Origin of the sequence: Edaphobacter sp., from assembly GCF_035532915.1 — a bacterium.
In the GTDB taxonomy this organism is placed as follows: domain Bacteria; phylum Acidobacteriota; class Terriglobia; order Terriglobales; family Acidobacteriaceae; genus Edaphobacter.
The window spans coordinates 1-26,811 of sequence record NZ_DATKQC010000121.1; the positions used below are offsets into that span (position 1 = coordinate 1).

Consider the following 26,811-nt stretch of genomic DNA (forward strand, 5'->3'; position numbering starts at 1 on the left):
CGACTTGTGCTTGGATCGGTCGCCGAGAGTATTTTGCGCAAGGTTGGTAGACCTGTGCTCATCGTCGGACCAAACTGCGCAGCAAAGCAGGATCCGTTTCGTTCCATCCTGCTTGCTACAGATCTTGAGACCACCGGATCAGGTCCGGTACAGTACGCCAGAGCGCTTGCCAGTTGCGCCGCGAGTAACCACCTCACGTTGCTGCACGTGATTGAGAAAAACCCACATGTTCCGGGTCTCGATCCCGAGCTGTTCGAAAATAGCCTTCGCCAAGAGCTTCGACGGTTACTTCCAGCTGATTCAGGGCTAAGTTGCAGACCCAAAATACTACTCGAACACGGCACGCCTGCTGAGGTGATCTTAGAGATAGCTAAAAAAGAGGTGGCAAGTCTGGTCATTGTTGGGCTACGGCATCAAGCAGCCTTATCAGATCATGTTCCCTGGTCCACGCTCTCTCATATCCTCCGTGATGCCAAATGCAGCGTTCTCGTCATCAACAACTCGCTTGATTGACATCCAATTCGATGCGCCGTTGACCAAAGGCATCAGGACCTTGCCTTTTCGCCATCAGGACACAAGACAATAGGCGGTGCTGTTAGCTGTCCAAGTATATTCAGAAAGTTGGAGGTGATCGTGAGACACTAGCCTCGCTCATGACCGCCCGGAAATGGCGGGCAATCATGAGGTCTTCTTCGCTGGCGACAACACACACCTGCACATTGCTGGCGCCTGTCGAGACCGTCTCGTGATGCGATCGATTCTTGAGATCATCGAGAACGACGCCGAGAAAAGCAACGCCTCGGCAAACATCCTTTCGAACCCGAACACTATGTTCACCAATTCCACCTGTAAACACCAGCATATCCAGACCTCCCAGGACTGCCGCATAGGCAGCAATTGTCTTTCGAATGGAAGTACAAAATATTTCGATAGCGAGTTGCGCTTCCTGATTCCCTTTGGTAGCTGCGGCCTCAATATCGCGCATATCTGACATGCCACCCGACAGCGCTTTCAAACCAGCATCGTGATTCAACAGTGCTTCTAGCGACTCGGGGTTTGCGTGCTTCGACCGAAGAAGGTAGAGCAGGACTCCAGGATCCAAATCGTCGCTACGGCTAGCCATTGGAATCCCTCCGGTAGGAGTAAGGCCCATGGTCGTGTCAACGGATATCCCTTCGTAAACGGCGGTAAGGCTAGCACCGCTGCCCAGATGAGCAACCACGACACGACGCCGTAGACGGCTATCTAGCTGGTAGAGGATCGATTCGCAGGAGAGCCCGTGAAACCCATAGCGCGTATGTCCTCGTTGTACAGCGCCGACGGAATTGGAAATCGCGCCGCGCACTCGGGAATCGTGTTGTGAAAAGCAGTATCGAAACAAGCGATTTGCGGAACCTGCGGGTAACTACGCTCTGCTCTTTCAATCAACTGAAGCGCGAGAGGGATATGAACGGCGCGAAATGGATGCATTTATGCAGTTCCTGAAGAAGCGAAGCTGTAACCCTCCGATGAGTGATTAAATATGGACCGCCGTGAACAACACGATGTCTGATCGCGCAGATTTTTCCCTGAAAAGAGTCTGTGATCCAATGTGCCGCTTTGCTGAGAGCGTCCTCGTGCGTCGCGAATGCACACTTTTCGGACCGTAACGGCCGGCCATCGCCATTCAGCAACACAAGTGTGCCATCGCTTCGTCCAATCCATCTGCAACTCCCCTAGAAGAAGTTGCTCGCTACGATCTACTTAGACGTAAATTCCGAATTTAAGAGTGGAAGACCCTGCATTTATGACCAAGAGCGCTAAATCTGGCATGTGCAAGCCTGCTTTCTGAAAAGATAAAGAAAGGCCACATCCATTCTCTGCCTCCTCTGCCCCGTGTGGACATTTTGGTACACCTCCCGGCCGGTTCATTGTGACGATCGTCACCGCGTGCGGGCGGAGAATGCACCAATATTAGCTATTAATCTCCTGGTTGACATCCTGCGGGTGTGATCTCACGATCGGGAGTAATCGAATTCAGAGCAGGAGCGCGAACGTTATGGAATCATCCCAGAGCAGCGAATCACCCTTGACCAGTTCCGATGAGGTATTGACTGCGCAAGAACTCCAGAGAATGGATGCCTATTGGCGTGCGTGTAACTATATGTGTGCGGGAATGATCTATCTGCACGAGAATGCCCTGCTTAAGCAGCCCTTGCAACCCGAACACTTCAAAAATCGGCTGCTTGGGCATTGGGGTTCCGATCCTGGCCAAAGCTTTGTCTGGGTTCATCTGAATCGCGTTATCCGCAAGTATGACCTGAACATGATTTATATCTCCGGGCCTGGCCATGGGGCACCAGCAGTCATATCTAACTGCTATCTGGAAGGAACGTATTCAGAAGTCTACCCTGATAAAACTCAGGACGAAGAGGGCATGTTAAGGCTTTTTCGTGCCTTTTCTTTTCCGGGGCAGCTTGGGAGTCATTGCACGCCCGAGGTTCCTGGATCAATTCACGAAGGTGGCGAGTTGGGTTATAGCGTCTCCCATGCCTTCGGTGCGGCATTCGACAATCCCGATCTTATCGTGAGCGTGGTGGTGGGCGATGGCGAGGCCGAGACAGGGCCATTAGCAACTTCCTGGCACTCTAACAAATTTCTCAATCCTATCCGCGACGGCGCTGTGCTCCCGATCCTGCACCTTAACGGTTATAAGATCAATAACCCTACCTTATTGGCCCGCATCTCTCCTGAAGAACTTACAGACCTTTTTCGGGGATATGGCTGGACGCCATATGTCGTTGAGGGAGATGATCCGAAACTGATGCATCAGAAGATGGCTGCAACAGTGGAACACTGTGTTCAGCAGATTCGGTCCCTTCAGGAAGAAGCCCGGAGGACTGGAAATCCGGAACGTCCCCGGTGGCCGATGATCATCCTGCGAACGCCGAAGGGATGGACAGGGCCTAAGGAGGTTGATGGCCATAAGGTCGAGGGCTTCTGGCGCGCGCATCAAGTACCAGTATCAGATGTGAAATCAAATCCGGAGCATCTGAAGATCGTCGAACAATGGATGCGCAGCTACCATCCCGAGGATCTATTCGATGACCAGGGTAGGCTGATCCCCGAACTGAGAGAACTCGCCCCTACTGGCGACCGTCGTATGAGCGCCAATCCTCATGCAAATGGAGGGAGCCTGCGGAAGCCACTTGATCTTCCCACATTTTGCGACTATGCAGTGTCGATTGAGCAGCCCGGCATCACGGAAATCTCGCCCACGGAGACCCTGGGCAAGTTTCTACGCGATGTCATGCGTCGCAACATGACGAACTTCAGGCTCTTCAGCCCGGACGAAAATGCCTCGAACCGTTTACAGGACGTATACCGGGCCAGCGTCAAGGCCTGGATGGCAGAGTTCTTACCAGAGGATAGCGACGGAACAGCGATCGCGCCGGACGGACGTGTGATGGAGATGCTCAGCGAGCATACGCTCGAAGGCTGGCTGGAAGGCTATATCCTCACCGGCCGCCATGGAATCTTCAATACCTACGAGGCTTTCGTTCACATCATCGATTCGATGTATAACCAACATGCAAAGTGGCTGGAGAAGTCAAAGTTCGAACTCGATTGGCGAACTCCCATCTCATCGCTCAATCTTTTGATTACCTCGCTCGTCTGGAGACAGGATCATAATGGCTTTACACACGAAGATCCCGGCTTTCTCGACGTAGTTAGCAATAAGAGTGCGGACATCACCCGCATCTACCTTCCTCCCGATGCTAATTGCCTGCTAAGCGTCGCAGACCACTGCCTGCGCAGCAAAAACTATGTCAATGTGATTGTCTCGGATAAACAGCCTCATCTTGTGTACCTCGATATGGATGCTGCGATCGTCCACTGCACCAAGGGCATCGGTATATGGGAATGGGCCAGCAATGATATGGGCACTGAGCCGGATGTTGTTGTCGCAAGTGCTGGCGATATCCTGACGCAGGAAGCTCTGGCTGCCGTGGCTATTCTTCGGGAACGATTGCCGGACCTCAAGATTCGCTTCGTTAATGTCGTCGATCTGTATCGCCTGCAGCCAGACTCAGAACATCCCCATGGGCTCTCAGATCGCGATTTCGACTCCCTCTTCACCAAAGACAAGCCGGTGATCTTTAACTTCCATGGATATCCATGGCTTATCCACAAATTCACTTATCGTAGAACCAATCACGCCAATATCCACGTTCGCGGATACAAGGAGAAAGGCAATATCAATACGCCGCTGGAGCTGGCGATCCGTAACCAGGTTGACCGTTTTAACCTCGCAATTGACGTGATCGACCGTGTTGCACGATTGCAGGAGCCGGCCGCTCATCTTAAAGAGTGGCTCAAGGGGCAGATCATCGAAAGTATTGCCTATGCATACGCTGAAGGACAAGACAGGCCAGAGATTAGAAACTGGAAGTGGCCTATAGTCTTCGGAGAGCAACCCACGAGTTCATCAACATCTTAGAGAGCAATCGACGGTTGCGGGAAGACTCTATCCTGCATTTGAGCGTCCAGTGTCTGACAATTCGAAACGCTAATAGCCCATCTACACCGTCTGAATGACTAAACGCTGCTGCAAGCCCCAACGCCTCGCATAAAGCTAGCGCCCTGCGCCAGTGACTGTTGCCGTCTTCGCGCGGGGATGAAGCATATCTAATCCGAGACGTTCATATCGGTTGTGGGGGTTCCAGAGCATCCATCCATCTGTCCCAAACTCCTCAGCTGCACGAATCTGTTCCGCTACTTGAGACGGGCCGAAAGCGCGATGATCAAATGCGTAATCCCTGAACGCTTGTAACCACGGACGAAATCGCTTAGGCGATACATTTGCACGTCGTCGTGCATTTTCCAGAGTATCGTGGACGATCTCATAGGGATGGGAGATGGGCTCCTGACATCCGGGTATGCCATATTTGTATCCGGACGGATATACCATCGGCGAAAGATAGTCGACAATCTTGACGATTTGCTCAAGTTGTTGCCCGATACCCGTGTCGTTTGTATTCCAACAGACATAGCCGAAGATATCGACGCCGAGAAAAACGTTGTAAGGAACTAGCCGATCGCGCGCCTCCGCGAGAAACCGGTCGATCGCCTGCACCCGCATCTCTTCTGTCGGCGCTTGAGCAAAGCGCAGCTTTTGCGATACATCGGGAAACCGTACGTAGTCGAATTGAATTTCATCGAAGCCCGCCTGAGCAGCTTCGACTGCGATTTCAATGTTATAGTTCCGGACCTCTGCTTGAAACGGATCCACCCATGCGAGCCCCTCCCGATCTCGAAATAGGCTGCCGTCACTCCGCTTTACAGCCAAATCCGGCCGCGCCTCGGCAAGGAGATTATCTTTGAAGACCACAATCCTCGCGATGGCATAAATGCCCGCCCGATGGAGCTCGCTGGCAAGGAGAGCCAAATCGCGGATGGTTGTAAGACTTCGCGCACCGCTCCTCTGAGCCAGCGGCACTGCGGTTCGATAGGGGATGAGGCCTCGATCTCCCTTGAGATCGATGACCAGGGCATTGATCTGTCCGCCTCGCGCAAGCGCCAGAGCGCCACCTCGCAAGGTCTTGGAACCTATTCCGTACACTGTCAAATACAGTGCCTTAGGAACAAACGGAGTGAGCGGAATCGTTATGCCGCTCGTCGCCGTGTCCTTCGCCAACGCACGAGATGCCCGGTATCCAGGCGCTCGAACCATAATCGTCTCACTAGCCTCTTCGAAATGAAAGCTTCCGGTGCCGTCGGTGGTCATGACGCGGTTACCCAGGGTGACGGTAGCGTTCGGGATTCCGATATGGGTCGTTGCATCAATCACTCGTCCCTCACTCGCTTGGGAGGCCGATGAGACGAACAACACGACAAGAACCAGCAAGGAATGTCGAAGACGCATTTGCATCACTTCTCTCTTCCATTTCTTCTCGAGTCCATCAGCAACCGGTCGAACGTTACACCCGTATCGTTGTCTGAAACTGGTATTCGCGGAATTGCGAGCATATTGCAACCGACGCGAGCCGGCCTCCCGGAAAATGCGAACGCGGTTCTATATCCGGCACGCTTCGCAGCGTCCTCGAGATAGGAATCGTGGATTCCAAAAGGCCACGCCAGACTATCTACCTGGCCGCCCAACCGACTGGAAATGACCGTTTTCGAACCTGTCAGTTGCTTATCAACAAAAACCGCATATTCAGCATTCGAGAGCCGTGCACGCTCTTTGAGGAAGTTCGGATGCCAGAGAGTATGCGACTGGACATCCACAAGGCCGGACCTCTTCATTTCTCGAATTTGCTCCCAAGTAAGAGCATAGGAAGCCTTCGAGATGGCCGAAGGATAGATGAATAGAGTGACCGGAACGCGGCGCTTCAGAATTATTGGAAACATCTCGGTGTAGACCGAACGATGACCATCATCAACGGTAATGGCGACCATCGGCGCGTTAGGTCGATCACCCATACCGCGTAACTTGTCGGTGGCTGCATGTAGAGACAGTATCTGGTAATGATGGTCTTCGAGCCATTCGAGTTGCGATTCAAGTGTGGATGTCCGGATCGTTGTCAATCCAGGCATTGCTGGATCAAAGCGATGATAGACAAGGATGGGAATCTCCTGACCTTTTATCGCCAACCCACCGAACACCACTAGCAGACAGACAACCAATATCCAATGCCAATTGGCCACGAATTTCTTTCTGATTTTGATCATCGATTTTCTCTGTTGATGCCTTAAACCAGCGTCGCAACTTAGCTCGAGCCGATGGTCATTACGGGACATTCTGTATTCGCAAGCACATGCCCAACCACACCATCCGCTAAATGCGCAAACCAGGTGGAACTGCGTCGAGCTCCCAAAATAATGAGGTCAGCTTCGACCCTTCGGGCTAGTCCAAGAATATGGGGAGCAACTTCACCTAATTCCACCACGCATTCCGGGGTACACCAGTCGAAGGTCGATTGTGGAACCAATTTCCGAAGCTCAGACTCGAATTTGACCTGAAGCGCAAACGTATCGGAGATCTCCTTACCGGTGCTCTTCAGGACATGGCATAGATAAATTGTTGCCATGCTATCTTGTGCGAATGCCAGAGCCACGGCAGCTTTCTCAGCCGTACTGGACGTGAAATCTGTCGCAAAGACAATCCTGTTGAAAGCAATATTGCCATTTGGAGGAGCCTTTACTTTCGGCCCAATCGTAAAGACAGGACAGCTGGCATGCCGAAAAATCCCCTCCGCACACGACCCGAGAATCGCCTTGTTTAATCCGTGACGCGAGTGCGTACCGGTAACGATCAGATCGGCCTTGATCTGTTCTGCCAAACCCACTATCGCCGCAGCAGGATTATGAGCCTCCAGCGTCTGGGCTGTCGCGCGAATTCTGTCGGAGGTCAGGTCCTTGAGCAGCCGTTCCATATTTTCGCTACTGGACCGGCGCATATCATCGATTGGATACCCAACTACTGCTTGTTCGGAACGGGTTGCGACTGAAAGGTCGACAACATGAGCAAGGGTACCCAATGCGCTCGAAGACCGCGCCGCTGCGCCCTTGCTCTGCGCCGGCATTATTGGATTCCGAAGTCTAACAATCGCGGAAGTAAAACGAGGCCAGCACGTTGGTCTTTTTGGCTTTGGTTCGTCAGCGCAACTTTTACTTCAAGCGCTCAGAGCCTGGGATTGCCGCGTCTATGTCTCCACTCGCGAGTTGCATCATCAGCGGTTGGCACGGACGTTGGACGCGGAATGGGTCGGCGGCAGTACAGAGGTTCCGCCTCAGCCTTTGGATTCCGCAATCACCTTTGCTCCCTCCGAGGAGGTGGTCGTGGCGGCCTTACGGTCGGTCGACAAGGGTGGAATCGCCATCAATGCGATGCATCTGGATCGTATGCCACAGTTTGACTATGACTCGCTTCTCTGGGGGGAGAGACAGCTCCGCAGCGTGACAAACATGACCCGACAGGATGAGACAGATTTTCTGAAAGGCGCGGCTGAGATCGGGCTGAAACCTGAAGTAGTGACCTTTGGCCTGGATCATATTAATGAGGCTCTGCTTGGGCTGGAGGAAGACAGATTGAGCGGCCCGGCCGTCATTCTTCCAAATGGGCGATGACCGAAGAGGCCACGAATCTGGGCAGAACATACCATTGGCTGCGGTGGGATAAGCAAGGGTGGCTTACCATCTCGGTGTGTTGTCCCTCCTCAGTATCAGTCCACAGTTGGCTCGGATGAGATCGAAGGTATTAGGAGTCATGCGCGCCGAAACGAAGTTGCAGGGGTAACCACGCCGTATCGGAAATGAATATGCCACAAGGCTAAACCACAGGCCATCTCATTTGTGATCGAAATCACCGCCTGCATCGCACTGAAGCGATACTCTGAGCTTCGAACGCAACTCTTAACCGTTATTTAGGTTCGAAAGGCATGATGATGATGAAATCCCAGGACGTAGCGCCCTCCCTTCCTGCTGTCAACCAGGAACCGCATTTGGCGACAAGCGAAATTATTTTCTCGCGGATCCTTGTCGCAACCGATTTCTCGCAACCCGCGACCCAGGCTTTGAAGATGGCGATCTTGATCAGCCAGATATTCGGGGCGAAGCTCTCCATCGTCCATGCTGCAACTCCAATCGTGTACGGGATCGATACGGGACCCGTTCCCATCGAAGTACTGAACGCCGACCTGGATGCGGATAAGGAGCAGGTCAATCAACTGGTCTCGAGCGAGCCTGGACTCAGCGCATTAAAGCCCAGCATCACGGTAGCTTACGCCGACACAATCGATCTCATCCATCAAGTCTCGCGCAGGGAGAAAACAGACCTAATCGTCGTGGGGTCTCATGGCGCCAGCGGCCTTGAACGGTTGGCTCTCGGATCGGTTGCCGAAGCTGTATTACACGAGGCGAAGTGTCCCGTCCTGATCGTGGGACCACAATGCCGGCCCGAACAATATCCGTTTCGCTCCATTCTGCTTGCGACCGATCTGAGGACAACCGGACTGCGTGCAGCACAGTATGCGACAGGGCTTGCAGAACGCTTTCATTCGAAGCTCACCCTTCTTCACGTGATGAAACAACATCCCACATCACCCATCCAGGAAGCTGAATCCATCCAGAGCCTCAAGCGATTGATTCCACCCGATGCGGAGAGTTACTGCAAGGCCGCCGACGTACGGGTCGAGTACGGTGAGGCCGCTAAAGTCATTGCCTCTGTTGCAGAATCGGAGTGCGCCAGCTTGATCGTGATAGGGCTTCGCGCCCACGTTCTTGGAGATCACGCCCCCTGGTCCACCGTTGCGCAAGTAACCCGCGAAGTCAAAGCCGCCGTACTTGGCGTCCGAGCGCATTACATTTGACTCGAATTTTAGAATTGCAGAATCAAATATCGCTAAGGTAGTTCGATTGCGTGTAGCGAAAACATCCTCGCTGATTTCGTGAACACCCGGCGTTGGGCTCTTTAATCATTGTCATGCTTAGGGGCAACTAATTCCCTGTTCAGCAACAACTATGGCTTTTGCGTAGGCCGTAGCAGCACTTCGCTTACAAATGACTGCGGTGCCTGTGTTACCAGCATGGCGACTACGCGGGCCACATCTTCCAGCTGGACCTTCTTGTCCGAATTGCCACCACTTCGTCCAAAACTCGTATTGACCGATCCAGGTGCGATGACGGAAACACGACTATTGTGCTGTCGCAACTCTTCGGCCACGGAATAGGTCAATCCATTCAAACCCTATTTTGAGGCCGAGTAGGCCGCCCCGTTCGCGAGTGGATTATGCCCGGCGAGCGATGAGATGTTTACGATATGACCGAACTTCGCTGCAATCATGAGCGGGGCCAACGCACGAATCATCAAGTACGGCCCGCGCAAGTTAGTTCCCATTAAGATGTCCCAATCCGTCGGAGCCATCTCATGGAGTGGCTGAGGATTGGGATTCAAGTACGTCGATTTCGCTTCGACATTACCCATAGCCACTGCCCTGGTGGTCCTAGCATCTATGCCAATCCTGGATGATCTGCGCGCATTCGGCTGAGCACACGTCTCTGAGAATCTCGACACCGGTGAAACCTGCGAGGGCGAGCATGAATACGCTTCCAACCTGAGACTGTCGCATCGATATCACTTATCTCTTCATGAGAGCTTAGTTAGGTGCCCCAAGAAATCGCCAAGACCTTTCAGCCTTGTTCCGCCGAGTAACGCAGAATCCATTAGCCGGGGGTAGACTGCGCGTCATTCAGGCCGTATCTCTACGGAACCAATGGTCATCACCGGGCACTCCGCCAGTGCAAGAACATTACTGAGAATGCCGTTCTCGAATCGCGTCAACAGACGTGGACTATGTTTGACTCCTAGGACGATCAGCTTCGCCTTGACTCGTTTCGCCGTCTCCAGAATGCGTGAAGCGGCCTCTCCATGCTCGACGATACAGTTGGAGGAGCACCATTCATAGGAGGATGCGGGAACAAGCTTTTCTAGGGCCGCCTCGAACTCTAACTGGCGCCTTGATAGATCGGAACCTGTTTTACCCGGATGTTGTATGAAATGACAGAGATGTATCTTGCCGATGCTGTCCTCTGCTAACGCAACCGCCAAGGCTGCTTTTCTAGCGGCATCGGGAGCTAAATCCGTAGCAAAAACAATCGAATTAAAGGAGAACTCATTGTCGACCAGTTCTTTAACATTCGGCCCAATCGTGATGACCGGACAGCTTACATGGCGGATCACACCCTCAGCACAAGAGTCAAGGATAAGCTTGATCAATCCACGCCGCGCATGAGTGCCCAGGATGATGAGGTCGAAGGCCTGCTCCTCAGCCAATGTTACGATAGATGACGCTGTATCACGCGACTCCAGAGTTTGAGTTTTCACCCGCACCCCGGAGCTAGAAAAGTCATTCGCCAATCGCTCTAGGTTTTCTCTGCTGTCGCGACGCATCTCGGCGATAAGTTGACCCGCAACCGCGACCTCAGAACGAGATGCCATCGAAAGGTCGATTACATTCGCGAGGGTTACCGTCGAAGAAAACCGTTTCGCGATGGCACGGGCATAGTTTGCCGCGACCTCAGAAGCCATCGAGAAGTCGGTCGCCAGAAGGATGCGTTCCACAATCAGATTGATTTCATCTCCAGTAACAGACATAAGCACCTCGATAACTCACATGAATCCCAACGAAACCAGACAATGTCCCCACAGTAGAGCCCCTGTAACACGAACGTCTGTGATCGGATACATATCCCTATGTGATGGACGTCACAGGCAATCTCCCTCATGGCTGCAGTTCCTAGCTTCGGCATTCAACTCGACTTCAGTTCGTCACTACCCCACCCCCGTCAGAACCTGCCAAGGTCAGAGAACAGGAGCTTGTTATGTCCTGCCCGCATAGAGCTGTCCACGCAACTTCCGGCTGCTGGTACCAGTTGCGCGTCCCGCTTGTCGAAGGGAGCGAGTTTCATTACGCGTGGCGCGATGAAGAGCGTTGTTCGTTTGACTGTGCCTAGCACGTTTGTAATTCGCTTCAGGTTATATGCCATCGTCGCGAGGTCAATCTCGCTCGGTAGCGTTGCGAAGGGAGTACTTCGCGATCCGCCGTGCCTCTCATGATGCTCAAAGCCCCATGACATCGGTGGTAGTCGGAAGAGTACCCTATTCCCTCCGTTTCGAAGTATTTGAGCTGTTAGAGTACACATTATTTTTGGTTTGACCGTTAAACGTGAATCATCAACCTTCGGACACGTCAACTTGGTGTTCCCCGCTGCCAGAGTACAACTTACCGACACTCTCTTCCGGCATATTTGCCATTCCCTCGAAGGCGGAAATCGCATCATGCAACCGGTTGAAGATTCGCGCCGGGCCAATTGCCTCTGTCAGATGATGCCGATCGAAATCGGACCGCAGATCCCATGGCATGCGAGCAAACGCCAGATCGATTCCAGCGCGAGTAAGATCACTCTTCAGTTGCATCACCACTCGCGACGCCGTATAGTCCACATGGGTCATCGCCTCGGCGTCCACCACGACCCAACGCACTGCAGACGGCATCGGCTGCAGCACGCAGGACACCTCTTCCAGAAATCGCCCGGCGTTCGCATAAAATAGCTCGGCTCCAAAACGATACAGCACCAGCCCAGGCTCTGTGGCTACATTAGGCGCGACTGGTACTAGATTCCAGGATCCCGTACCATTCGCGACCAGTACACCGCTATGTGGATGGTAGCTGTGCCGCACGACACGCAGGAGAGACAAGACCATCGCAAGCACGATTCCCTGTTCTACTCCCAGCAGGAGTACTACCGCCGCTGTCATCACTGCCAGCGCGTACTCCTGTGGGCTCTCGCCCTGGATCTCTCGCAGTGCCTTCAAATCGATGAGGTGGAGCGCAACCAGGAACACCAGGACGCCCAACACGCAGCTAGGAAGATACTGAAGCGGCCCGGTCAAAAATAAAAGCACTATTCCAACTACTACCGCTGTAGTGACCTGCGAGAGTTGGCTTTGCCCACCGGCAAGCTCCATCATCGCCGTCTGCGTGGGGCTTCCATTCACCACAAACCCTCCACTGAGCGCCGACACAGCATTCGCGGCCGAAAGTCCTAACAGATCGATATTCTCGCTTACCTGTTCATAGTGTTTAGCAGCATATATCCGAGAGGTAGCCGCACTCTGGGTAAGGATAATTACAGCGCACGAGATCGACACCGTCAGGAGTAGCTCCAACTCTCCCCAGCTCATCCCACGAAGGATGAGAAGATCCGACAATCTTAGGTGTGGTAAGCCTCCGGCGACCGGCCCAATCGTAGCAATCCCGTGTCCCGCAAAATCCAACGCGAAGCTCGCTGTAATCGCTGCAATCACGGCGACCAGTGCTCCTGGAAATCTTGGAGCTATTCGCCGCAATAGCAATACAAACCCCAGAACCGTGGCAGACACCGCCAACGTTGGAAGATGCGCTCGAGGTAATCCGTGAAGCACCTCCCAAAGCTGCACAACAGTCCTGCGCGAATTCACCGGCACTCCAAGCATCTCGCTCAACACGGAGATACCCACCTGCAGTCCCACTCCGGCAAGAAAGCCGACCAGCACTGTCCGCGAAAGGAAGTCCGCAATAAACCCCAACCGGAGGAGCCTCGCCAGCAGCAAAATAGCTGCCGTCAGCAGTGCAACGACGCCAGCCAGAGCAATATGTTCGACCTGCGCTGAGGGGTTCATGCTGGAGACCCCGCCAGCAAAGACTGCGGCCGTCGCTGAGTCCGCCGCCACAACCAAGTATCGCGACGAGCCGAAAGCTGCAAACGCCACCAATGGCAGCAGCAAGGTATAAAGCCCGGTCACCACTGGCATTCCGGCGATCTTGGCATAGCCCAGGACTTGAGGAATATCCATCGCCGCCAACACGATTCCTGCCAGAGCACCTCGCACGGCGCCTGCACGTTGCAACGGTCGTAAGCCTCGAAACAGATTCAAAATCTCAAAACTCCTCTTCCGCCATCAACACAACCTCCAAGAGGTTCCATCAAGACCTTGACCTTGCTGTCCACTCTTTCAGCTATTCCGCAATTGCGGCCGGTGCATTTCGGTAGTTTCTTCTTTCACTGCTATGTGAAAGGGCACACCGTGAAAGCAAAGCAATAGATAGTCGTCGTAGGATCAAGTACTCGAGTTGGCAGTGATCGACAGCCCTGCCGCTCCTTCCGGTATCCCCTCATTCCTAACACAACCGCTCTCGGTTCATTAACTTCTCAATTTTCGAACAGCCGATCATGCGGGAGTTATCAGCGACGTGTCGTTCCATGTATCGAGCGACCTTACACCGTAAGGCGAATTGTCGAGCCGTTGGCTGCTGAGCGAATGCACAATTAGGCGCCTCTTCACAAAAAAGCCCGGCGTTATAAAGATCACTCGTGCCGCCACGAGGTCTAAGCGAAGCTACACGACCATGCGCATCCCTGAAGGCATCGCGCTGCGTGTTCACAATCGCCCTTGTGGGCTAAATTGATGTTCCTTGCCCACGTCGATCTCAACCAAAGAGGGAGATACACGAGGGGGTGATGCACGTAGGTTTGACATGGCGGGCGCGGAAAAATAAGGAAATTGCTGGAGCAGCTTCGAGCGTTGCATTCTGCAGCGCTGTCAAACACCTCTAAGCCTGGCTGAATCATTCAGCCAGGCTTAGCTCGTTTTAATGTCCTGTCGAGTCTCCACGACGGCTCGCTTCAAACAGGAACCAGGTGCGGCGCTCGCTCTCGTCGATCCAGTTTTCAATGAGGCTGGCGGTTGCGATGTCGCCGTGATCGTCGCAGACGCCATGTGCCTCGCGCAGGCGTATCGTCAGCGTCTTATTGTCCTCGCGCAGCTCTGCGAGCATGTCCTCTGGCTCGACGTACTCCGCGTCATTGTCCGAGATGCGCTGCAGCCGGGCGATTTGGCCAATCGATCTCAAGGTAGGTCCTCCCACCTTGCGAATACGCTCGGCGATCGGATCTGTCATAGCGAACAACTCATCCCCCTGTTCGTCCAGCAGCAGGTGATAGTCCCGAAAGTGCGGCCCGCTCATGTGCCAGTGAAAGTTTTTAGTCTTCAGGTAGAGGGCGAAAACGTCCGCAAGAATGGCATTCATCGCGCCTGCGATGTCCTTTGTCGCCGCGGGCTTGAGATCGGTTGGAGTGGCGAGAGGGGCCACCTGCCTGCTCTTCAATACTTGTTTCGATACCTTCGATTTTTTCATGAATTACTCCTTAAGCTACACTTCTTATTTTAACGCCTGATAGCGCAACGTACGGAAGTGAGTCCTGTCACGCGACTCTAAGCTCCGTAACCAAAACTAGAGAGCCGGCTCTTCTGCGAAAGTCTGCTTCACGCCATCTTCAAGCGTTGTAAAGGGAGCGCTGTACCCAGCGGAGCGGAGACCGGCAACCTCTGCCTGTGTGTAATGTTGGTAGCGATTTTTGAGGTCCCCAGGAAAAGGGATGTATTCAATCTTCCCCTGACCATGCACCTGCATCAGCGCTTCTGCCACGGCTTTGAAGGTGCGCGCCTCCCCGGTTCCTGCATTGACGATCGCATGGACAGGCTTGCGCGGGCTGTCGGGAAGCAGTCCGCTGAAAAACATATTGATGCGAGCGAGATCTTTGACGAACACAAAGTCGCGTCGCTGTTCGCCATTGTCATAGCCGCCTGAACCTTCGAACATGCGAATGGTCCCGGTGTCCTTCAGTTGACGCGTGAAGTGATGGATGACGCTGGCCATGCGGCCCTTATGCTGCTCGCGCGGTCCATAGACGTTGAAGTAGCGCAGGCCCACAACGGTGCTCTTGATCTCCGGCAGCAGACGGCGAAGATAGTTGTCGAAGACCAGCTTCGAGTAGCCGTAAACATTCAGCGGACGCTCGTTCGCCGGAACTTCCCTGAACTCCGTGCTCGCTCCATAGACGGCTGCCGTAGAGGCATAAACCAGCGGAACCTTCTTCTCCAGCGCGAAGTGCAGCAACTCTTTGGAGTAAGTGAAGTTGTTGTCCATCATGTAGCGGCCATCGTCTTCGAGCGTATTGGAGCAGGCCCCCTGGTGCAGAATCGCGCGAATCTTCGTTCCTTCAAAGTCGCCGGCCTTCAGCGCGGCGCGGAACTCCTTCTTGTCCATATAGTCCGCGTACTCCGCCCCTGCAAGATTGAGGAACTTCGGCCCGCTCAGGTTCGGCGCAGGTGCGAGGTTGTCGACGACGAGAATGTCGCGCTCGCCAGCCTCATTAAGTTGATGGACTAGGTTGCTGCCGATAAAGCCTGCTCCGCCGGTCACAATAATCACGGATTAGTTCTCCTCGTTTTGCGCGGTGTTCGCGGTGAGTTTTTTTACGATGTTCGTCGTGGAGAAGCCTTCAACGGTGGGAACGATCTCGACGCGCCCTCCTGCGGCGATAACGTCCTCGTGGCCAACGACAGTTTTGATGGTGTAGTCGCCGCCTTTGACCAGAACATTGGGCCTCAAGGTGCGGATGAGTTCGAGCGGTGTGTCCTCTTCAAAGAGAACGACAGCATCGACCGCCGCAAGCGCAGCCATGACGCGAGCACGCTCGCGTTCGCCGACGATGGGGCGAGACGGCCCCTTGAGCCGGCAGATCGAAGCGTCCGCATTGAGACCGAGGACAAGCTTCGAGCCAAACCGACGGCAATCTTCCAGCAGCGTAATGTGGCCAACATGCAGCAGATCGAAGCAGCCATTGGTGAAGACGATGGTCTCGCCTGAAGCACGCCACTCGGCTACGCGGGCTTTGGCGTGGTCGAGATCGAGAATCTTTTCTCCTGCCGTCACACCGGAGCTGGGTGTCAGCGCAGCCACAAGCTCGTGCCCGGCGATGGGAACCGTTCCGACCTTGCCGACAACAATTCCGGCGGCTAGATTGGCCAGCTCGATGGCGGTCTCAATCTGCAGGCCACCAGCGAGGCAGGCGGCAAGCGTCGCGATAACAGTATCGCCTGCGCCGGAGACATCAAAAACTTCGCGGGCTCTGGCTGGAGAATGAAAGCTGCTGTCGCGACGAAGCAACGTGATTCCCTTCTCGCTCATGGTGACCGTCAGATATTGAAAATCATTATCGGAGATCAGCGGTTGAGCAGCGGTCAGGACGGCGTCGGTTTGGTGTGCCGCAATGCCGGTGGCAAGGGAAAGCTCGCCAAGGTTTGGGCAGACGGTGGTCGCGCCCCTGTATTTGCTGAAGTCAGGTGTCTTCGGATCGGCCAGAATAGGAATCTTGGCGATGCGAGCGGCATTAATCACGGCAGCGCAAAGCTGGTTGGTCAGTGCGCCTTTAGCGTAGTCCGAGAGCACCACCGCGTGGACCTTGCTGACCAGTTCCGTGGCGCGGTCGATAAGCCTTCTGGATTCAATCTCCGGCGGCGCGTCACGGCTCTCAATATCGAGCCGGAGCAGTTGCTGGTTGCGGCCAACGATCCTCGTCTTGGAGATAGTCGGTTGAGAGCTGGATACGACGCCAACGGTATCAACGCCGGCACGGTCGAGAATGGCCGCAAGTTCGCCCTGCTCCATGTCGCTTCCCCAGAAGCCGCTCAGGATCGCCTGGCAGCCAAGTCCGGCAAGGTTCATCGCCACATTGGCGGCCCCGCCCGCTCGTTCGTAGCGCTGGGCGTGTCGAATGACCGGAACCGGTGCCTCGGGAGAGATGCGGTCGACATCGCCGTGAATGTAGCGGTCGAGCATGATGTCGCCTATGACCAATACTTTAAGTTGGCCGAAGCCACCTTCGAGAAGGTTCAGAACAGAGTGGAGTTCGGGCAACATTGTTATGGGAGAGCTCCTTATCTTCCATCATCGCATCTTCTTATGAAAGGACGAAAACGTCGAAGCGGCAGGGGGGTGAGCGAATATTTCAGCCCAGAAGAGCCCGCACTTCAGCCAACACCTCATCGACCGAAATCGATGTAATGCACTTTTTTTGCTCGACGATGCAGGTCTCCAGTCCACAGCCCCAGCAATCGGTCTGGTGATAGACGACGCGATGCTCCTTGCCATAGGGAAACCAGACCCGGGGCTTATTACGGGCAGCGAAGATGGCGACACACGGAGTCTGCACGGCGGCGGCAAGATGCATGGGGCCGCTGTCGTGTCCGATGAAGAGCCGGGCATGAGCAAAAGCTGCGGCGCTCTCTCGCGGCGTGAGCTTGCCGCACAAATTAATGACCGGCCCCCCACCCGCTTCGCGCCACCCGTCGGCAGCAAACTCGCTGCCCTCGCTCTCGGGCGGAGATCCGCTGAGGGTCAGGGCATGCCCGGGATAGAGCGTGGCCACCTTGGCGAGCAGGGCGCGCCAGTTGTCGCGACCCCAGTCCTTCGACTGAACCTTCGTGCCTACGCTCACGGCAACAATAGGAAGTTCGCCTGCCGGACGAAGCACCTCCACAGCGGTGGCCTTCTCTTCCGCAGTCAGTCGAAGGTCCCAGCTCTCGGAGTCGTCGAGCCGGGCATCTCCAAGCTCAGCGAGGTTCCGTGCCAGCCGCTCACCTTCAGGCTCGAGTGCCTGCTCGGACTCCTGCCAGCGATTCTTCTGCATGTCTTCGGTCACGGAAATTCCGATGAGGCGCCGAATGCCGCACAGGCGAAAGAACTTCTCATCGCGGCGCGCCGACTCAACGCCTCGCGCTCCTCCGATATAGACCAGCACTTCCGGGCGCCAGCGAACAATCTGCCACCACAGCGCCAGCAGTTCGAGAGGGCTGCGCGTGCCCACGGCGTAGCGATAATAGCCATGCACAAGGCCGCTGTTCTCGAGGATGGCGGCAGCAGGCGGTGCTTTGACGTTGACCGGAAAGTTGGTCAGCATGCGGCGTTCGGCATTGGGGAAGGCCCGGGCGGCAAGGTGAAGCGCGGGCAGCGCGACAAGCGTATCTCCGAGGCTGCCGAGGCGGTAGATCAGAACCCGTTTTGTCGAGGATGGCATAGTCTGACTTTAGTCTGCTTGGTTCAAGGCAATGCTGCAACCCCGCCAGTAGCCTGATACAGTTTTTGTTGATGGAGTTCAGCATGTTGAGTGCTTTTGCGATTGCCGCGATGCAGGACGACAGAACGAGGATGTGGCACGAAACAAAAGAGGCGGTCCATGCCGACAGCCTCATGCAAATCGCCGAGGCACAGCACCGGGCTAACTTCGACCTGTGGCACGAAGAAGATAAGGCCCGCGACCCGGGAGCGTCTGATGCAGAAATTGCCGCCGTCAAACATGCGATCGACCGCTTGAACCAGCGACGAAACGATCTGGTGGAGAAGCTCGACGCCCAGTTGCTGGAGCTGGCGGGTGACCAGAACATCAACGCCCCCCTGCACTCGGAGACGCCGGGCTTAATCATCGACCGGCTCTCGATTCTCGCGCTCAAGATCTATCACACCGAAGATGAGACGCGGCGGGAGTCTGCGACCGAGGCGCATCGTCAAAAAAATGAGGCGCGCCTGGCGGTGTTAAAGGAGCAGCGCAACGACCTGGCAGGGTGCCTCGACGCCCTGTGGGCCGAGGTGCTGGCCGGGACGCGACGCTTCAAGCTCTATCGCCAGATGAAGATGTACAACGACCCCGAATTGAATCCCATCATCTACCGCGCTGCCAGCCCGGCAAAAGCCGAGGCCGGATGACCCTGACGGGTAGTTGACCTTGTGCTCATAGGTGGGTATAAAACCGAGACAACATGATTTGCAGGAACTGGCTCTCCGGAACGTCGGGAGTCTTGGGAGCGCCATCCGGCGACAGGATTATCAATGACTCAGGCAAAGGCTGCACCCGCACCATCCTCCTCATCTTCAAAGCGTCCCAAAACTCTGGCTGGCGTTCTCCCCGTCCCCAACGACGCTGCGCGCGCGCAGGCACTGGCCCATTACGAAGCCGCACTGCGGTTGATGCAGGAAGGCAAGTACGACAAGGCCCACGCTGCCTTCGACAAGATGCTGGCCGCAGGCGCAGGCGAGCTTGCGGACCGCATCCGTATGTACATCAACGCGTGCCTGCTGCAGGTCAGCAAAGGCAAGACCAGCTTCAAGAGCAACGAAGAGCGCTATGACTATGCCGTCTCGCTGTTGAACGATGGCCACTATGAAGATGCGCGCGAAGAGTTCAAGACGATCCTGAAGCACGACGACAAGGCCGACTATGCGTTCTACGGTCTGGCCGTGCTGTCGAGCATGACCGGCGACTCCCACACCTGTCTCGAACACCTCACCGAGGCAATTCGACAGAATCCGAAGAATCGCATTCAGGCACGTGGCGACTCCGATTTTCAGGACATGGCCGACGACCCACGTTTTACGGAGTTGCTCTATCCCGAGGTATAACCGCCTTAGAGCAATCCTCCCACAGGTGTAACACTTTATCCGATCATCTTTGCCGTATTTGTTGTCATTCCCGAAGGGAATCTGCGTTTCTTCCGGGCTTGCATCACTACACCCTGAGGGGAACAACTATAACCCGCCAGGTCGGTTCTCAAATAGATTTTCGGGCCAACCCGCTAAACTCATCACGTCAGAGAATTCAGTAGGAGAGCCGTGCATGGAGTCGATGAACCGCGAAATTCCTAAAGAGCTTCGAGTCGTCGCGATGGGCGGCGGCACCGGGTTGTCAACCCTGTTGCGGGGGCTAAAGCGTTACGTCCCCATGCGCGAGCGCCGCAAGCGGCCACGAACGCCGGAGCAGATCGATAGCCCGGCGCTTCCCTGCACCGATACGCGATGGATCATCCGGGAGCTTTCCGCGGTCGTGACCGTGACCGACGATGGCGGCTCGTCCGGACGTCTCCGCGAAGACTTCAAGATGCTGCCTCCCGGCGACGTCCGCAACTGCATGGTCGCGCTCTCGGAAGACGAACACCTGCTCTCGAAGCTGTTCCAGTTCCGGTTCCACCAGGGCGAGCTCAATGGCCATAGCTTCGGCAACCTGTTTGTCGCCGCGCTGTCGCACATTACCGGAGACTTCGCGCAGGCGGTGCAGATGTCGTCCCAGATTCTGGCGATTCGGGGCAAGATCTTCCCCGCGACCAACACCAACGTTACCCTGGCGGCCCGGATGGACGATGGCACCGTGGTACGCGGAGAGACCAGCATCACAGCCAGCAAGCGGCGCATTGTGGAGCTGATGCTCGAACCGGCGACGGCTCATCCTCTGGCCGAAACGCTGGAGGCGATTGCCCACGCCGACGTCATCACGCTGGGACCGGGTTCGCTCTATACCTCGCTCATTCCAAACATTCTGGTCAGCGGAGTGCCGGAGGCGCTGGCAGCTTCGAAGGCAACCAAGGTATTCATTTGCAACCTGATGACGCAGGCGAATGAGTCGCTGGGGCTGTCTGCCTCGCAGCATATCGAAAAAATCCTGCAACATGCAGGGGCGACAAAGTCCCCGATCTTCGACTACGCGCTGATCAATACCGCGCCCATCTCCGCTGCCCGGCTGGAGCAATATGCACGCGAGGGTCAGGAGCCGATCGAGGCCGATCTGGAGCGGGTGAAGGCATTAGGGGTCGAGCCCCTGACGGGAAATTTTGTGCACGAAGGCGATGTTCTGAGACACGACTATGACCGCGTGGCGGAGAGCCTCCTGGAACTGCGGGCGTGCGCGGATTTGAAGGAGAAGACATAGCGATGATCGAGATACCGGTGCTGGAAGGAACGAGGATAAGGCTGGAGCCGATGACGCTGGAACATCTGGCCAGCCTCGAAAAAGTGGCCTTCGATGACCGGATCTGGCGTTACATGCCTGTCTCCATCAAAACCCCAGCCGACCTGCGCGAGTGGGCGGAAAAAGCCCTGCGACTGCAGGAAGCCGGCACCACTCTGCCCTGGGTCACGGTTTTGAAGTCGGAGAACCGGATCATTGGCAGCACGCGGTTCTTCGATTTTGAACCAGCGCATCAGACAGCCGAACTCGGACACACCTGGCTCACACCGGAGTTTCACGGAGCAGGCCTCAACGCCGAAGCAAAGCTATTGCAGCTTACCTACGGTTTCGAGCAGCTTGGCCTGCGTCGGGTAGCACTCAAGACGCATCATGAAAATCTGCAATCGCAAAAAGCCATGCGTAAGATCGGCGCGGTGGAAGAGGGCAGATTTCGCAACCACTACATCATGCCGGACGGGTCGCAGCGGCACAGCGTCTGGTTTTCGATCATCCGCGAAGAGTGGCCGCAGACGAAATCTCGACTAGAGGCGCGGGTAAGGGGTCTGACTCCACCGTCCGCTTAAGTTGTCCGCAGGCGGCATAGATGTCGCGGCCTCGTGGACGGCGAATATAGGCCGGGATTCCGGCATCCATAATGCGTTTCTGGAAGGCGTAGACCCCTGCCTGAGTCGGCTCATGGTAAGGCATGTCAGGGCCGGAGTTCCAGACGATCAGGTTGATCTTGCAGCGCATATTACGCACCAGCGCAATCAGCTCCTCGGCGTCGGCCAGCGAGTCGTTGATCCCCCCCAGCATGACGTACTCGAAGGTGATCCACTCCCGGTTTCGCAGCGGAATGGTGTCGAGCGCCTCAAACAGTGCCGCGATATTCCACTTGCGCGTAATCGGCATGATGGACTCGCGAATCACGTCGTTGGGCGCGTTGAGGCTGACGGCGAGCTTAGGACGCACCGCCTCCTTGGCAAAGTCGAGAATTCCCGGCAGGATGCCCGACGTGCTGACGGTCATGCGCGACTCCGGAATCCGCATATAGACCAGCAGCCGGACAGCCGCCATGAAGTTGGCGTAGTTCAAAAACGGCTCGCCCATGCCCATAAAGACGAGATTGATACGCGCCGGACTGGGGTTGCCGCGGCTGCTGCCCAGGTCGAGCCGATGCCGGTTGAGCACAGCGGCGACCTGTCCTGCGATCTCGCCCGGCGTCAGATTCCGGCGGATGCCCAACTTTGCCGTAAGGCAGAACTGGCAGTTGACGGCGCAGCCCACCTGGCTCGAGATGCAGATCGTAGCCCGCCGATAGGGAAAGTTGGCCGTGTTCCCCGCCTTGTCCTCACCCTCTTCTTCTTCAGCGGCCACGGAGCCGTCGCCTCGCTCGCCGCCGTCACCATCCGGCATCCAGACCGTCTCCACGGTCTCGCCGTCGGCCATCCGGACGAGGTAGCGCTCGGTGCCATCAACGGAACGGGCGGTCTGGACGATCTCTGGAAGACCGATAGCGTAGCCCTCGGCGGCGAAGCTCTCGCGCAACTCGGCAGGCAGCGTCGTAATGTCGTCAAGGCTGGCGGCGCGCTGGCGGTAGACTGCCTCGGCCAACTGCGCTGCCCGGTAGGGACGCTGGCCATGGGCCTCCATCAGGCTGGCTAACTCGTCGAGGGACAGGCCGAAGAGCGGTTTGGGCTGCGGGGTGGCTTCGGCTTCGATGTTTGTTTTGTTCAACATAGGGAAATGGCGCGACTTCTGGCGGGCTCTCCCTAGTTTACTCCGGCCAGCCCCGGGCGACCAATCTCCCTCCCTGCTGTGAAACAATGGAGGGTAAGGAGATTCATGTCCGTTACCCTGGTTGAAGATAGTGGCTTGACGAGAAATGCCGTCGCACGGAATATCCGCAAGACCGTTTTGTCGAACGGACTGACCGTACTGACGGAGGCAATGCCCCATCTGCGCAGCATCTCGATGGGAGTTTGGATCGGGACTGGCTCGCGCGACGAAGAGGCCGCCGTCAACGGCGTCTCGCACTTTGTAGAGCACATGGTGTTCAAGGGCACGACCTCCCGGTCGGCCAAGCAGATTGCCCGCGAAGTCGACACGATCGGCGGCAATCTGGACGCGTTTACCGGCAAGGAGATGGTCTGCTTCAACATTAAGGTGCTGGACGAGAACGTGACTCCAGCGCTCGATGTCCTGGCCGATCTTGTGCTCCACCCGACGTTTACGCCGGAAGATCTGGCGCGCGAGCAGGGCGTCATCCTCGAAGAGATCAAGATCGACGAAGACAACCCCGACTATCTCGTCCACGAGGTCTTCACCCAGAACTTTTGGAAGAACGACCCGCTGGGCCGCCCCATTCTCGGCACAAAAAAGACAGTTTCGAGCTTCAATCAGCAGATCATCTTCGACTTCTACGCCAGCCGGTTCACGCCTCGCAACATGGTCTTCTCGGCGGCAGGAAACCTCGACCACGACGCCTTTGTCGCTCAGGTAGAGCAGCAGTTCAGCTCGCTGGCCGCCAGCAGCGACAGCCTGCTGCCCAGGCATCCCCTCCCGGTGGCGACGCCCCACATCACCCTCAAGCGCAAGAAGTCGCTCGAACAGGTGCAGCTCTGCCTCGGCGTTCCCGCCCCTCCGGTCAACCACTCCGACCGCTATGGGATCTACCTGCTGAACACGATGCTGGGCGGCGGCATGAGCTCGCGGCTCTTCCAGACCGTCCGTGAAGATCGCGGGCTGGCCTATTCGATCTACTCCGAGATGAACCCCTTCCGCGATACCGGCTCCCTCTGCATCTTCGCCGGAACCGCAGTCGACAAGACCGAACAGGTTTTGCAGCTTACCATGCAGGAGTTGCGCCGTCTGAAAGAAAACACCGTAAGCGATGGCGAGTTGAAGCGGGCCAAGGACCAGTTGAAGAGCAACATCGTGATTGGCCTCGAAAGCTCGGGCAGCCGGATGGCGAACCTGGCACGGCAGCAGATGTACTTTGGGCGTTTCTTCGACGTGGATGAGATTACCCGCGAGATCAACGCGGTCACTCCGGCGCATATTCAGTCGCTGGCGCAGGAGTTGTTCCGGCCCGAGGCCATTGCGCTGACGCTGCTGGGCAATCTCGGCGAGATGAAGGTCGAGCGGGAAGATTTGGCCTGCTGAGTCTGATAGAGTTTTGTTCGACGTTGGAATACGGGATTACGCTTGGCCGAGGAATTGATGACCAAATTGATAGTGAAGACGACCGTTCTGGAACGGGTACAGACTGCACGACGGACCGAAGAAGGCTTCACGCTGATTGAACTGCTGATCGTCATGTCGATCATGCTGATCCTGATGACGCTCGCCGTTCCCCAACTGCTGAAGCTCAAGAAAACCGGCAACCAGACCTCGGCCATCAACTCCGTCCGCACCATCGGACAGGCTGAACTGCAGTACAACTCCGCCTATCCGGCAAACGGGTTCGCCTGCTCTCTCGCAGCCATGGGCGGCGATCCCAAGTCCGGTGCGCCAACGCCGCAGGCAGCGCAATTGCTCACGCCGGACCTGGCGACAGGACATAAGGCGGGTTATACCTTCGCCATCACCAACTGCCAGAAAGTCACTATCAACAATCAGGACATGATTACATCGTTCGAGATCACGGCTGTACCCGACGCAGTCGGCAAGACCGGCGATAACGGCTACTGCTCCGACGAGAACAACGCCATCCGCCAGGACCCCACCGGCGGAACGAACTGCACCCAGCCCATCCAATAATGCTGAAGAAGACCGTTCTCCTGCTGTTCGTCTGCTGCGCGAGCCCTTTGTTTGCGCTGGACAATGCCGCGCTTATTCGCAAGGTGGACAACCACTACAACCACCTGGCCTCGCTGCGCGCCCATTACACCGAGCATTACACCGGCATGGGAATGGACCGCACCGAATCGGGAACGCTGCTGCTCAAAAAGCCGGGCCGCATGCGCTGGAACTACGATCAGCCGGTCGGCAAGGTATTCGTGCTCGACGGCAAATATGCCTGGTTTTATACGCCGGGCGACACCCAGACGCAGCGAATTCCGGCGAAGCAGCTCGACGATCTGCGTTCCCCCCTGCGCTTCCTGCTTGGCCATACGCAGCTTCAGAAAGAGTTGGACAACCTGACCGTCACGCCGGACGGCTCAGGCTACAAGATCAGCGGCGTCCCCAAAGGCATGTCGCAACGAGTCAAGGCGTTGACGCTGGGCGTGAGCTCGAACGGAACCATTCAGCAGATGCAGATTGAAGAGCGTGACGGGTCGGTAACTGCCTTTTCTTTTAGTGGAATAGAAGAAAATGTTCCAGTAAAAAATGAAGATTTCATCTTCCACCCGCCGGCAGGCGTGACCATCGTCAACGGCTTGCCCCCGATTTAGAGAGCAGTATGACGTTCCCCGCCCTGATTTGTCATCCTTCGCCGAAGGCGGAGCATCCGCTTTTGCTGTTTATCGCCTCGACCCGCCAGAACCAATTTCACTGAATCTTTGCCGGTAGCCACAGGCCCGAATTGTAAAATCTAATTAACTTCAAAATGATTGAATGAATCGTGCGCGATCTCGTGCGCAGAAAAGTTGAGTATTCTCTTGAGCAAGCCAGGCAACACGTTATTGACCCATCGTTTGAGCACCGCTGAGTTTCATGCGGCCGTCTATGACCTCTCCCCCGCGGTCGCCGTCTTCGATTGCGACGGAACGCTTTGGTCGGGCGATGCCGGGTCGTCGTTCATGAACTGGACCATCGAGACCGGGCTGGTCTCCCGCGAGGCGACCGACTGGATCGACGGGCGTTACCGCGGCTACAAGCGCGGCGAGGTCTCCGAGATTGCCATCTGCGGCGAGATGGTGCAGCTCTACCAGGGCCTGCGCGAAGACGAGATGCGACGCGCTGCCAAAAAGTTCTTCGAGAGCAAGATCGAGCAAAATATCTTTCCCGAGATGCTGGAGCTGGTGGCCGAACTGCGCCGCCGCAATGTGGATATCTGGGCGGTCAGTTCGACCTGCGACTGGGTCATCGAAGAGGGCGTCCAGCGGTTTGGGATTCCGGCGAACCGGGTGCTGGCAGCCTGCGTCACGGTGAAGGACGGTCTGGTCACGGAGACGATCTGCGATGTGCCCACCGACGAGGGCAAGGTAGCCTCGCTGGCGCGCGTGGGAATTACCCCTCCGGACGCGGTCTTCGGCAACTCGGTGCACGATGCCGCCATGCTGGCGATTGCGCGACGGGCGTTCCCGGTAAACCCAACCCCAGCGCTGGTAGAGCGCAGCGCAGCCGAGGGTTGGCCTGTCTACTACCCGGCATCGGTCGCACCCGCCAGCTAAATATTGCGAACGAAGCATTTAGGTGCCGCGAGAGTCTAAACTGTAGTTAAGTGAAAGATTCCATTCGTAAGCTGGAGGAACGGGTTGAGACGGCGCAGCCAAAGCCTTTGCGGCTGGTGGTGGCGGCGTTGATCCTGCGTGAAGGCGCGGGGGGCACCGAGGTGTTTATCTGCCAGCGCAAGCCCGACCAGCCAATGAGCCTGAAATGGGAGTTCCCCGGCGGCAAGATCGAGCCGGGCGAAGGCCCCGAAGAGGCCCTGATCCGCGAGCTGAACGAAGAGCTGGGCATCTCAGCCCGAATCGGAGAACGGGTAGCGCAGATTCGGCATAA

General features: G+C 56.1%; 25 protein-coding genes and 1 pseudogene. 13 read left to right on the forward strand and 13 right to left on the reverse strand.

The genetic code is table 11. The features are described from left to right. A partial coding sequence (locus VMU57_RS06010) for a universal stress protein (RefSeq protein WP_325381726.1) occupies nt 1–513 on the forward strand: 513 nt, incomplete at its 5' end. 100 nt (nt 514–613) lie between these two features. Here VMU57_RS06010 and VMU57_RS06015 read toward each other — a convergent pair. Beyond that, a pseudogene (locus VMU57_RS06015) lies at nt 614–1,676 on the reverse strand (acetate/propionate family kinase). Between the two features lie 362 nt (nt 1,677–2,038). Between VMU57_RS06015 and VMU57_RS06030 the strand changes: the two are divergent. After that, nucleotides 2,039–4,480, forward strand: a complete 2,442-nt coding sequence (locus VMU57_RS06030; RefSeq protein ID WP_325381730.1) for a phosphoketolase family protein — start codon at nt 2,039–2,041, stop codon at nt 4,478–4,480. A gap of 135 nt (nt 4,481–4,615) precedes the next feature. Here the strand turns inward: VMU57_RS06030 and VMU57_RS06035 are convergent, their stop codons facing one another. From VMU57_RS06035 to VMU57_RS06045, 3 genes are read right to left on the reverse strand one after another with little or no spacing between them, the layout of a single operon-like run. After that, complete coding sequence (locus VMU57_RS06035; protein WP_325381731.1) at nt 4,616–6,016, reverse strand: putative glycoside hydrolase; 1,401 nt, start codon at nt 6,014–6,016, stop codon at nt 4,616–4,618. Beyond that, the gene (locus tag VMU57_RS06040; protein ID WP_325381732.1) at nt 5,911–6,714 is read right to left on the reverse strand and encodes a polysaccharide deacetylase family protein; all 804 of its coding nucleotides are present in this window, start codon (nt 6,712–6,714) and stop codon (nt 5,911–5,913) included. Before VMU57_RS06040 ends, VMU57_RS06035 begins: the two co-directional genes overlap by 106 nt. A gap of 38 nt (nt 6,715–6,752) precedes the next feature. Continuing rightward, nucleotides 6,753–7,568: a universal stress protein gene (locus VMU57_RS06045; RefSeq protein WP_325381733.1), complete on the reverse strand. Its 816-nt coding sequence runs from the start codon at nt 7,566–7,568 to the stop codon at nt 6,753–6,755. A 256-nt stretch (nt 7,569–7,824) separates the two neighbouring features. On the opposite strand from VMU57_RS06045, the gene VMU57_RS06050 reads away from it, so the two are divergent. Then, a complete protein-coding gene (locus VMU57_RS06050) occupies nt 7,825–8,112 on the forward strand; it encodes a hypothetical protein (protein ID WP_325381734.1) in 288 nt (95 codons plus the stop codon). Between the two features lie 320 nt (nt 8,113–8,432). Beyond that, nucleotides 8,433–9,353, forward strand: coding sequence for a universal stress protein (locus tag VMU57_RS06055; protein ID WP_325381752.1), 921 nt, complete (start codon nt 8,433–8,435; stop codon nt 9,351–9,353). Between the two features lie 149 nt (nt 9,354–9,502). Here the strand turns inward: VMU57_RS06055 and VMU57_RS06060 are convergent, their stop codons facing one another. From VMU57_RS06060 to VMU57_RS06095, 8 genes are all read right to left on the reverse strand, one after another. Beyond that, complete coding sequence (locus VMU57_RS06060; RefSeq protein ID WP_325381735.1) at nt 9,503–9,718, reverse strand: hypothetical protein; 216 nt, start codon at nt 9,716–9,718, stop codon at nt 9,503–9,505. A 12-nt stretch (nt 9,719–9,730) separates the two neighbouring features. After that, a complete protein-coding gene (locus VMU57_RS06065) occupies nt 9,731–9,967 on the reverse strand; it encodes an SDR family oxidoreductase (RefSeq protein ID WP_325381736.1) in 237 nt (78 codons plus the stop codon). A gap of 261 nt (nt 9,968–10,228) precedes the next feature. Then, nucleotides 10,229–11,137 (reverse strand): universal stress protein, encoded by a 909-nt coding sequence (locus VMU57_RS06070; protein WP_325381737.1) that lies wholly within the window; start codon nt 11,135–11,137, stop codon nt 10,229–10,231. A gap of 579 nt (nt 11,138–11,716) precedes the next feature. After that, entirely contained in the window at nt 11,717–13,459 is a 1,743-nt protein-coding gene (locus tag VMU57_RS06075; protein ID WP_325381738.1) for a SulP family inorganic anion transporter, read from the reverse strand. A gap of 715 nt (nt 13,460–14,174) precedes the next feature. Then, a complete protein-coding gene (locus VMU57_RS06080; protein WP_325381739.1) occupies nt 14,175–14,720 on the reverse strand; it encodes a DNA starvation/stationary phase protection protein in 546 nt (181 codons plus the stop codon). A 96-nt stretch (nt 14,721–14,816) separates the two neighbouring features. Further along, the gene (gene rfaD / locus VMU57_RS06085) at nt 14,817–15,797 is read right to left on the reverse strand and encodes an ADP-glyceromanno-heptose 6-epimerase (protein ID WP_325381740.1); all 981 of its coding nucleotides are present in this window, start codon (nt 15,795–15,797) and stop codon (nt 14,817–14,819) included. A 3-nt stretch (nt 15,798–15,800) separates the two neighbouring features. Continuing rightward, nucleotides 15,801–17,288, reverse strand: a complete 1,488-nt coding sequence (gene hldE, locus VMU57_RS06090) for a bifunctional D-glycero-beta-D-manno-heptose-7-phosphate kinase/D-glycero-beta-D-manno-heptose 1-phosphate adenylyltransferase HldE (protein ID WP_325381741.1) — start codon at nt 17,286–17,288, stop codon at nt 15,801–15,803. Nucleotides 17,289–17,376: 88 nt separating this feature from the next. Then, nucleotides 17,377–18,444: a glycosyltransferase family 9 protein gene (locus tag VMU57_RS06095; protein ID WP_325381742.1), complete on the reverse strand. Its 1,068-nt coding sequence runs from the start codon at nt 18,442–18,444 to the stop codon at nt 17,377–17,379. Nucleotides 18,445–18,527: 83 nt separating this feature from the next. Between VMU57_RS06095 and VMU57_RS06100 the strand changes: the two genes are divergently transcribed. From VMU57_RS06100 to VMU57_RS06115, 4 genes are all read left to right on the forward strand, one after another. Continuing rightward, nucleotides 18,528–19,130: a DUF4254 domain-containing protein gene (locus VMU57_RS06100; protein WP_325381743.1), complete on the forward strand. Its 603-nt coding sequence runs from the start codon at nt 18,528–18,530 to the stop codon at nt 19,128–19,130. A gap of 123 nt (nt 19,131–19,253) precedes the next feature. Continuing rightward, nucleotides 19,254–19,823: a tetratricopeptide repeat protein gene (locus VMU57_RS06105; RefSeq protein WP_325381744.1), complete on the forward strand. Its 570-nt coding sequence runs from the start codon at nt 19,254–19,256 to the stop codon at nt 19,821–19,823. Between the two features lie 214 nt (nt 19,824–20,037). Next, on the forward strand, nt 20,038–21,123 hold the full coding sequence (locus VMU57_RS06110) for a gluconeogenesis factor YvcK family protein (protein WP_414648609.1): 1,086 nt from the start codon (nt 20,038–20,040) through the stop codon (nt 21,121–21,123). Between the two features lie 2 nt (nt 21,124–21,125). Beyond that, nucleotides 21,126–21,725, forward strand: a complete 600-nt coding sequence (locus tag VMU57_RS06115; protein ID WP_325381745.1) for a GNAT family protein — start codon at nt 21,126–21,128, stop codon at nt 21,723–21,725. Here VMU57_RS06115 and rlmN read toward each other — a convergent pair. Then, on the reverse strand, nt 21,649–22,881 hold the full coding sequence (rlmN, locus tag VMU57_RS06120; protein WP_325381746.1) for a 23S rRNA (adenine(2503)-C(2))-methyltransferase RlmN: 1,233 nt from the start codon (nt 22,879–22,881) through the stop codon (nt 21,649–21,651). The two genes, VMU57_RS06115 and rlmN, sit on opposite strands and share 77 nt — an antisense overlap. Before the next feature lie 105 nt (nt 22,882–22,986). On the opposite strand from rlmN, the gene VMU57_RS06125 reads away from it, so the two are divergent. From VMU57_RS06125 to VMU57_RS06145, 5 genes are all read left to right on the forward strand, one after another. Beyond that, on the forward strand, nt 22,987–24,306 hold the full coding sequence (locus VMU57_RS06125) for a pitrilysin family protein (protein WP_325381747.1): 1,320 nt from the start codon (nt 22,987–22,989) through the stop codon (nt 24,304–24,306). Between the two features lie 57 nt (nt 24,307–24,363). Next, nucleotides 24,364–24,903, forward strand: coding sequence for a prepilin-type N-terminal cleavage/methylation domain-containing protein (locus VMU57_RS06130; protein ID WP_325381748.1), 540 nt, complete (start codon nt 24,364–24,366; stop codon nt 24,901–24,903). Next, nucleotides 24,903–25,538 (forward strand): outer membrane lipoprotein chaperone LolA, encoded by a 636-nt coding sequence (lolA, locus tag VMU57_RS06135; protein WP_325381749.1) that lies wholly within the window; start codon nt 24,903–24,905, stop codon nt 25,536–25,538. Before VMU57_RS06130 ends, lolA begins: the two co-directional genes overlap by 1 nt. Nucleotides 25,539–25,733: 195 nt before the next feature. Then, nucleotides 25,734–26,480: an HAD family hydrolase gene (locus VMU57_RS06140; RefSeq protein WP_325381750.1), complete on the forward strand. Its 747-nt coding sequence runs from the start codon at nt 25,734–25,736 to the stop codon at nt 26,478–26,480. A 50-nt stretch (nt 26,481–26,530) separates the two neighbouring features. Next, nucleotides 26,531–26,811: NUDIX domain-containing protein (locus VMU57_RS06145; RefSeq protein WP_325381751.1), on the forward strand; the 281-nt coding region annotated here is incomplete at its 3' end.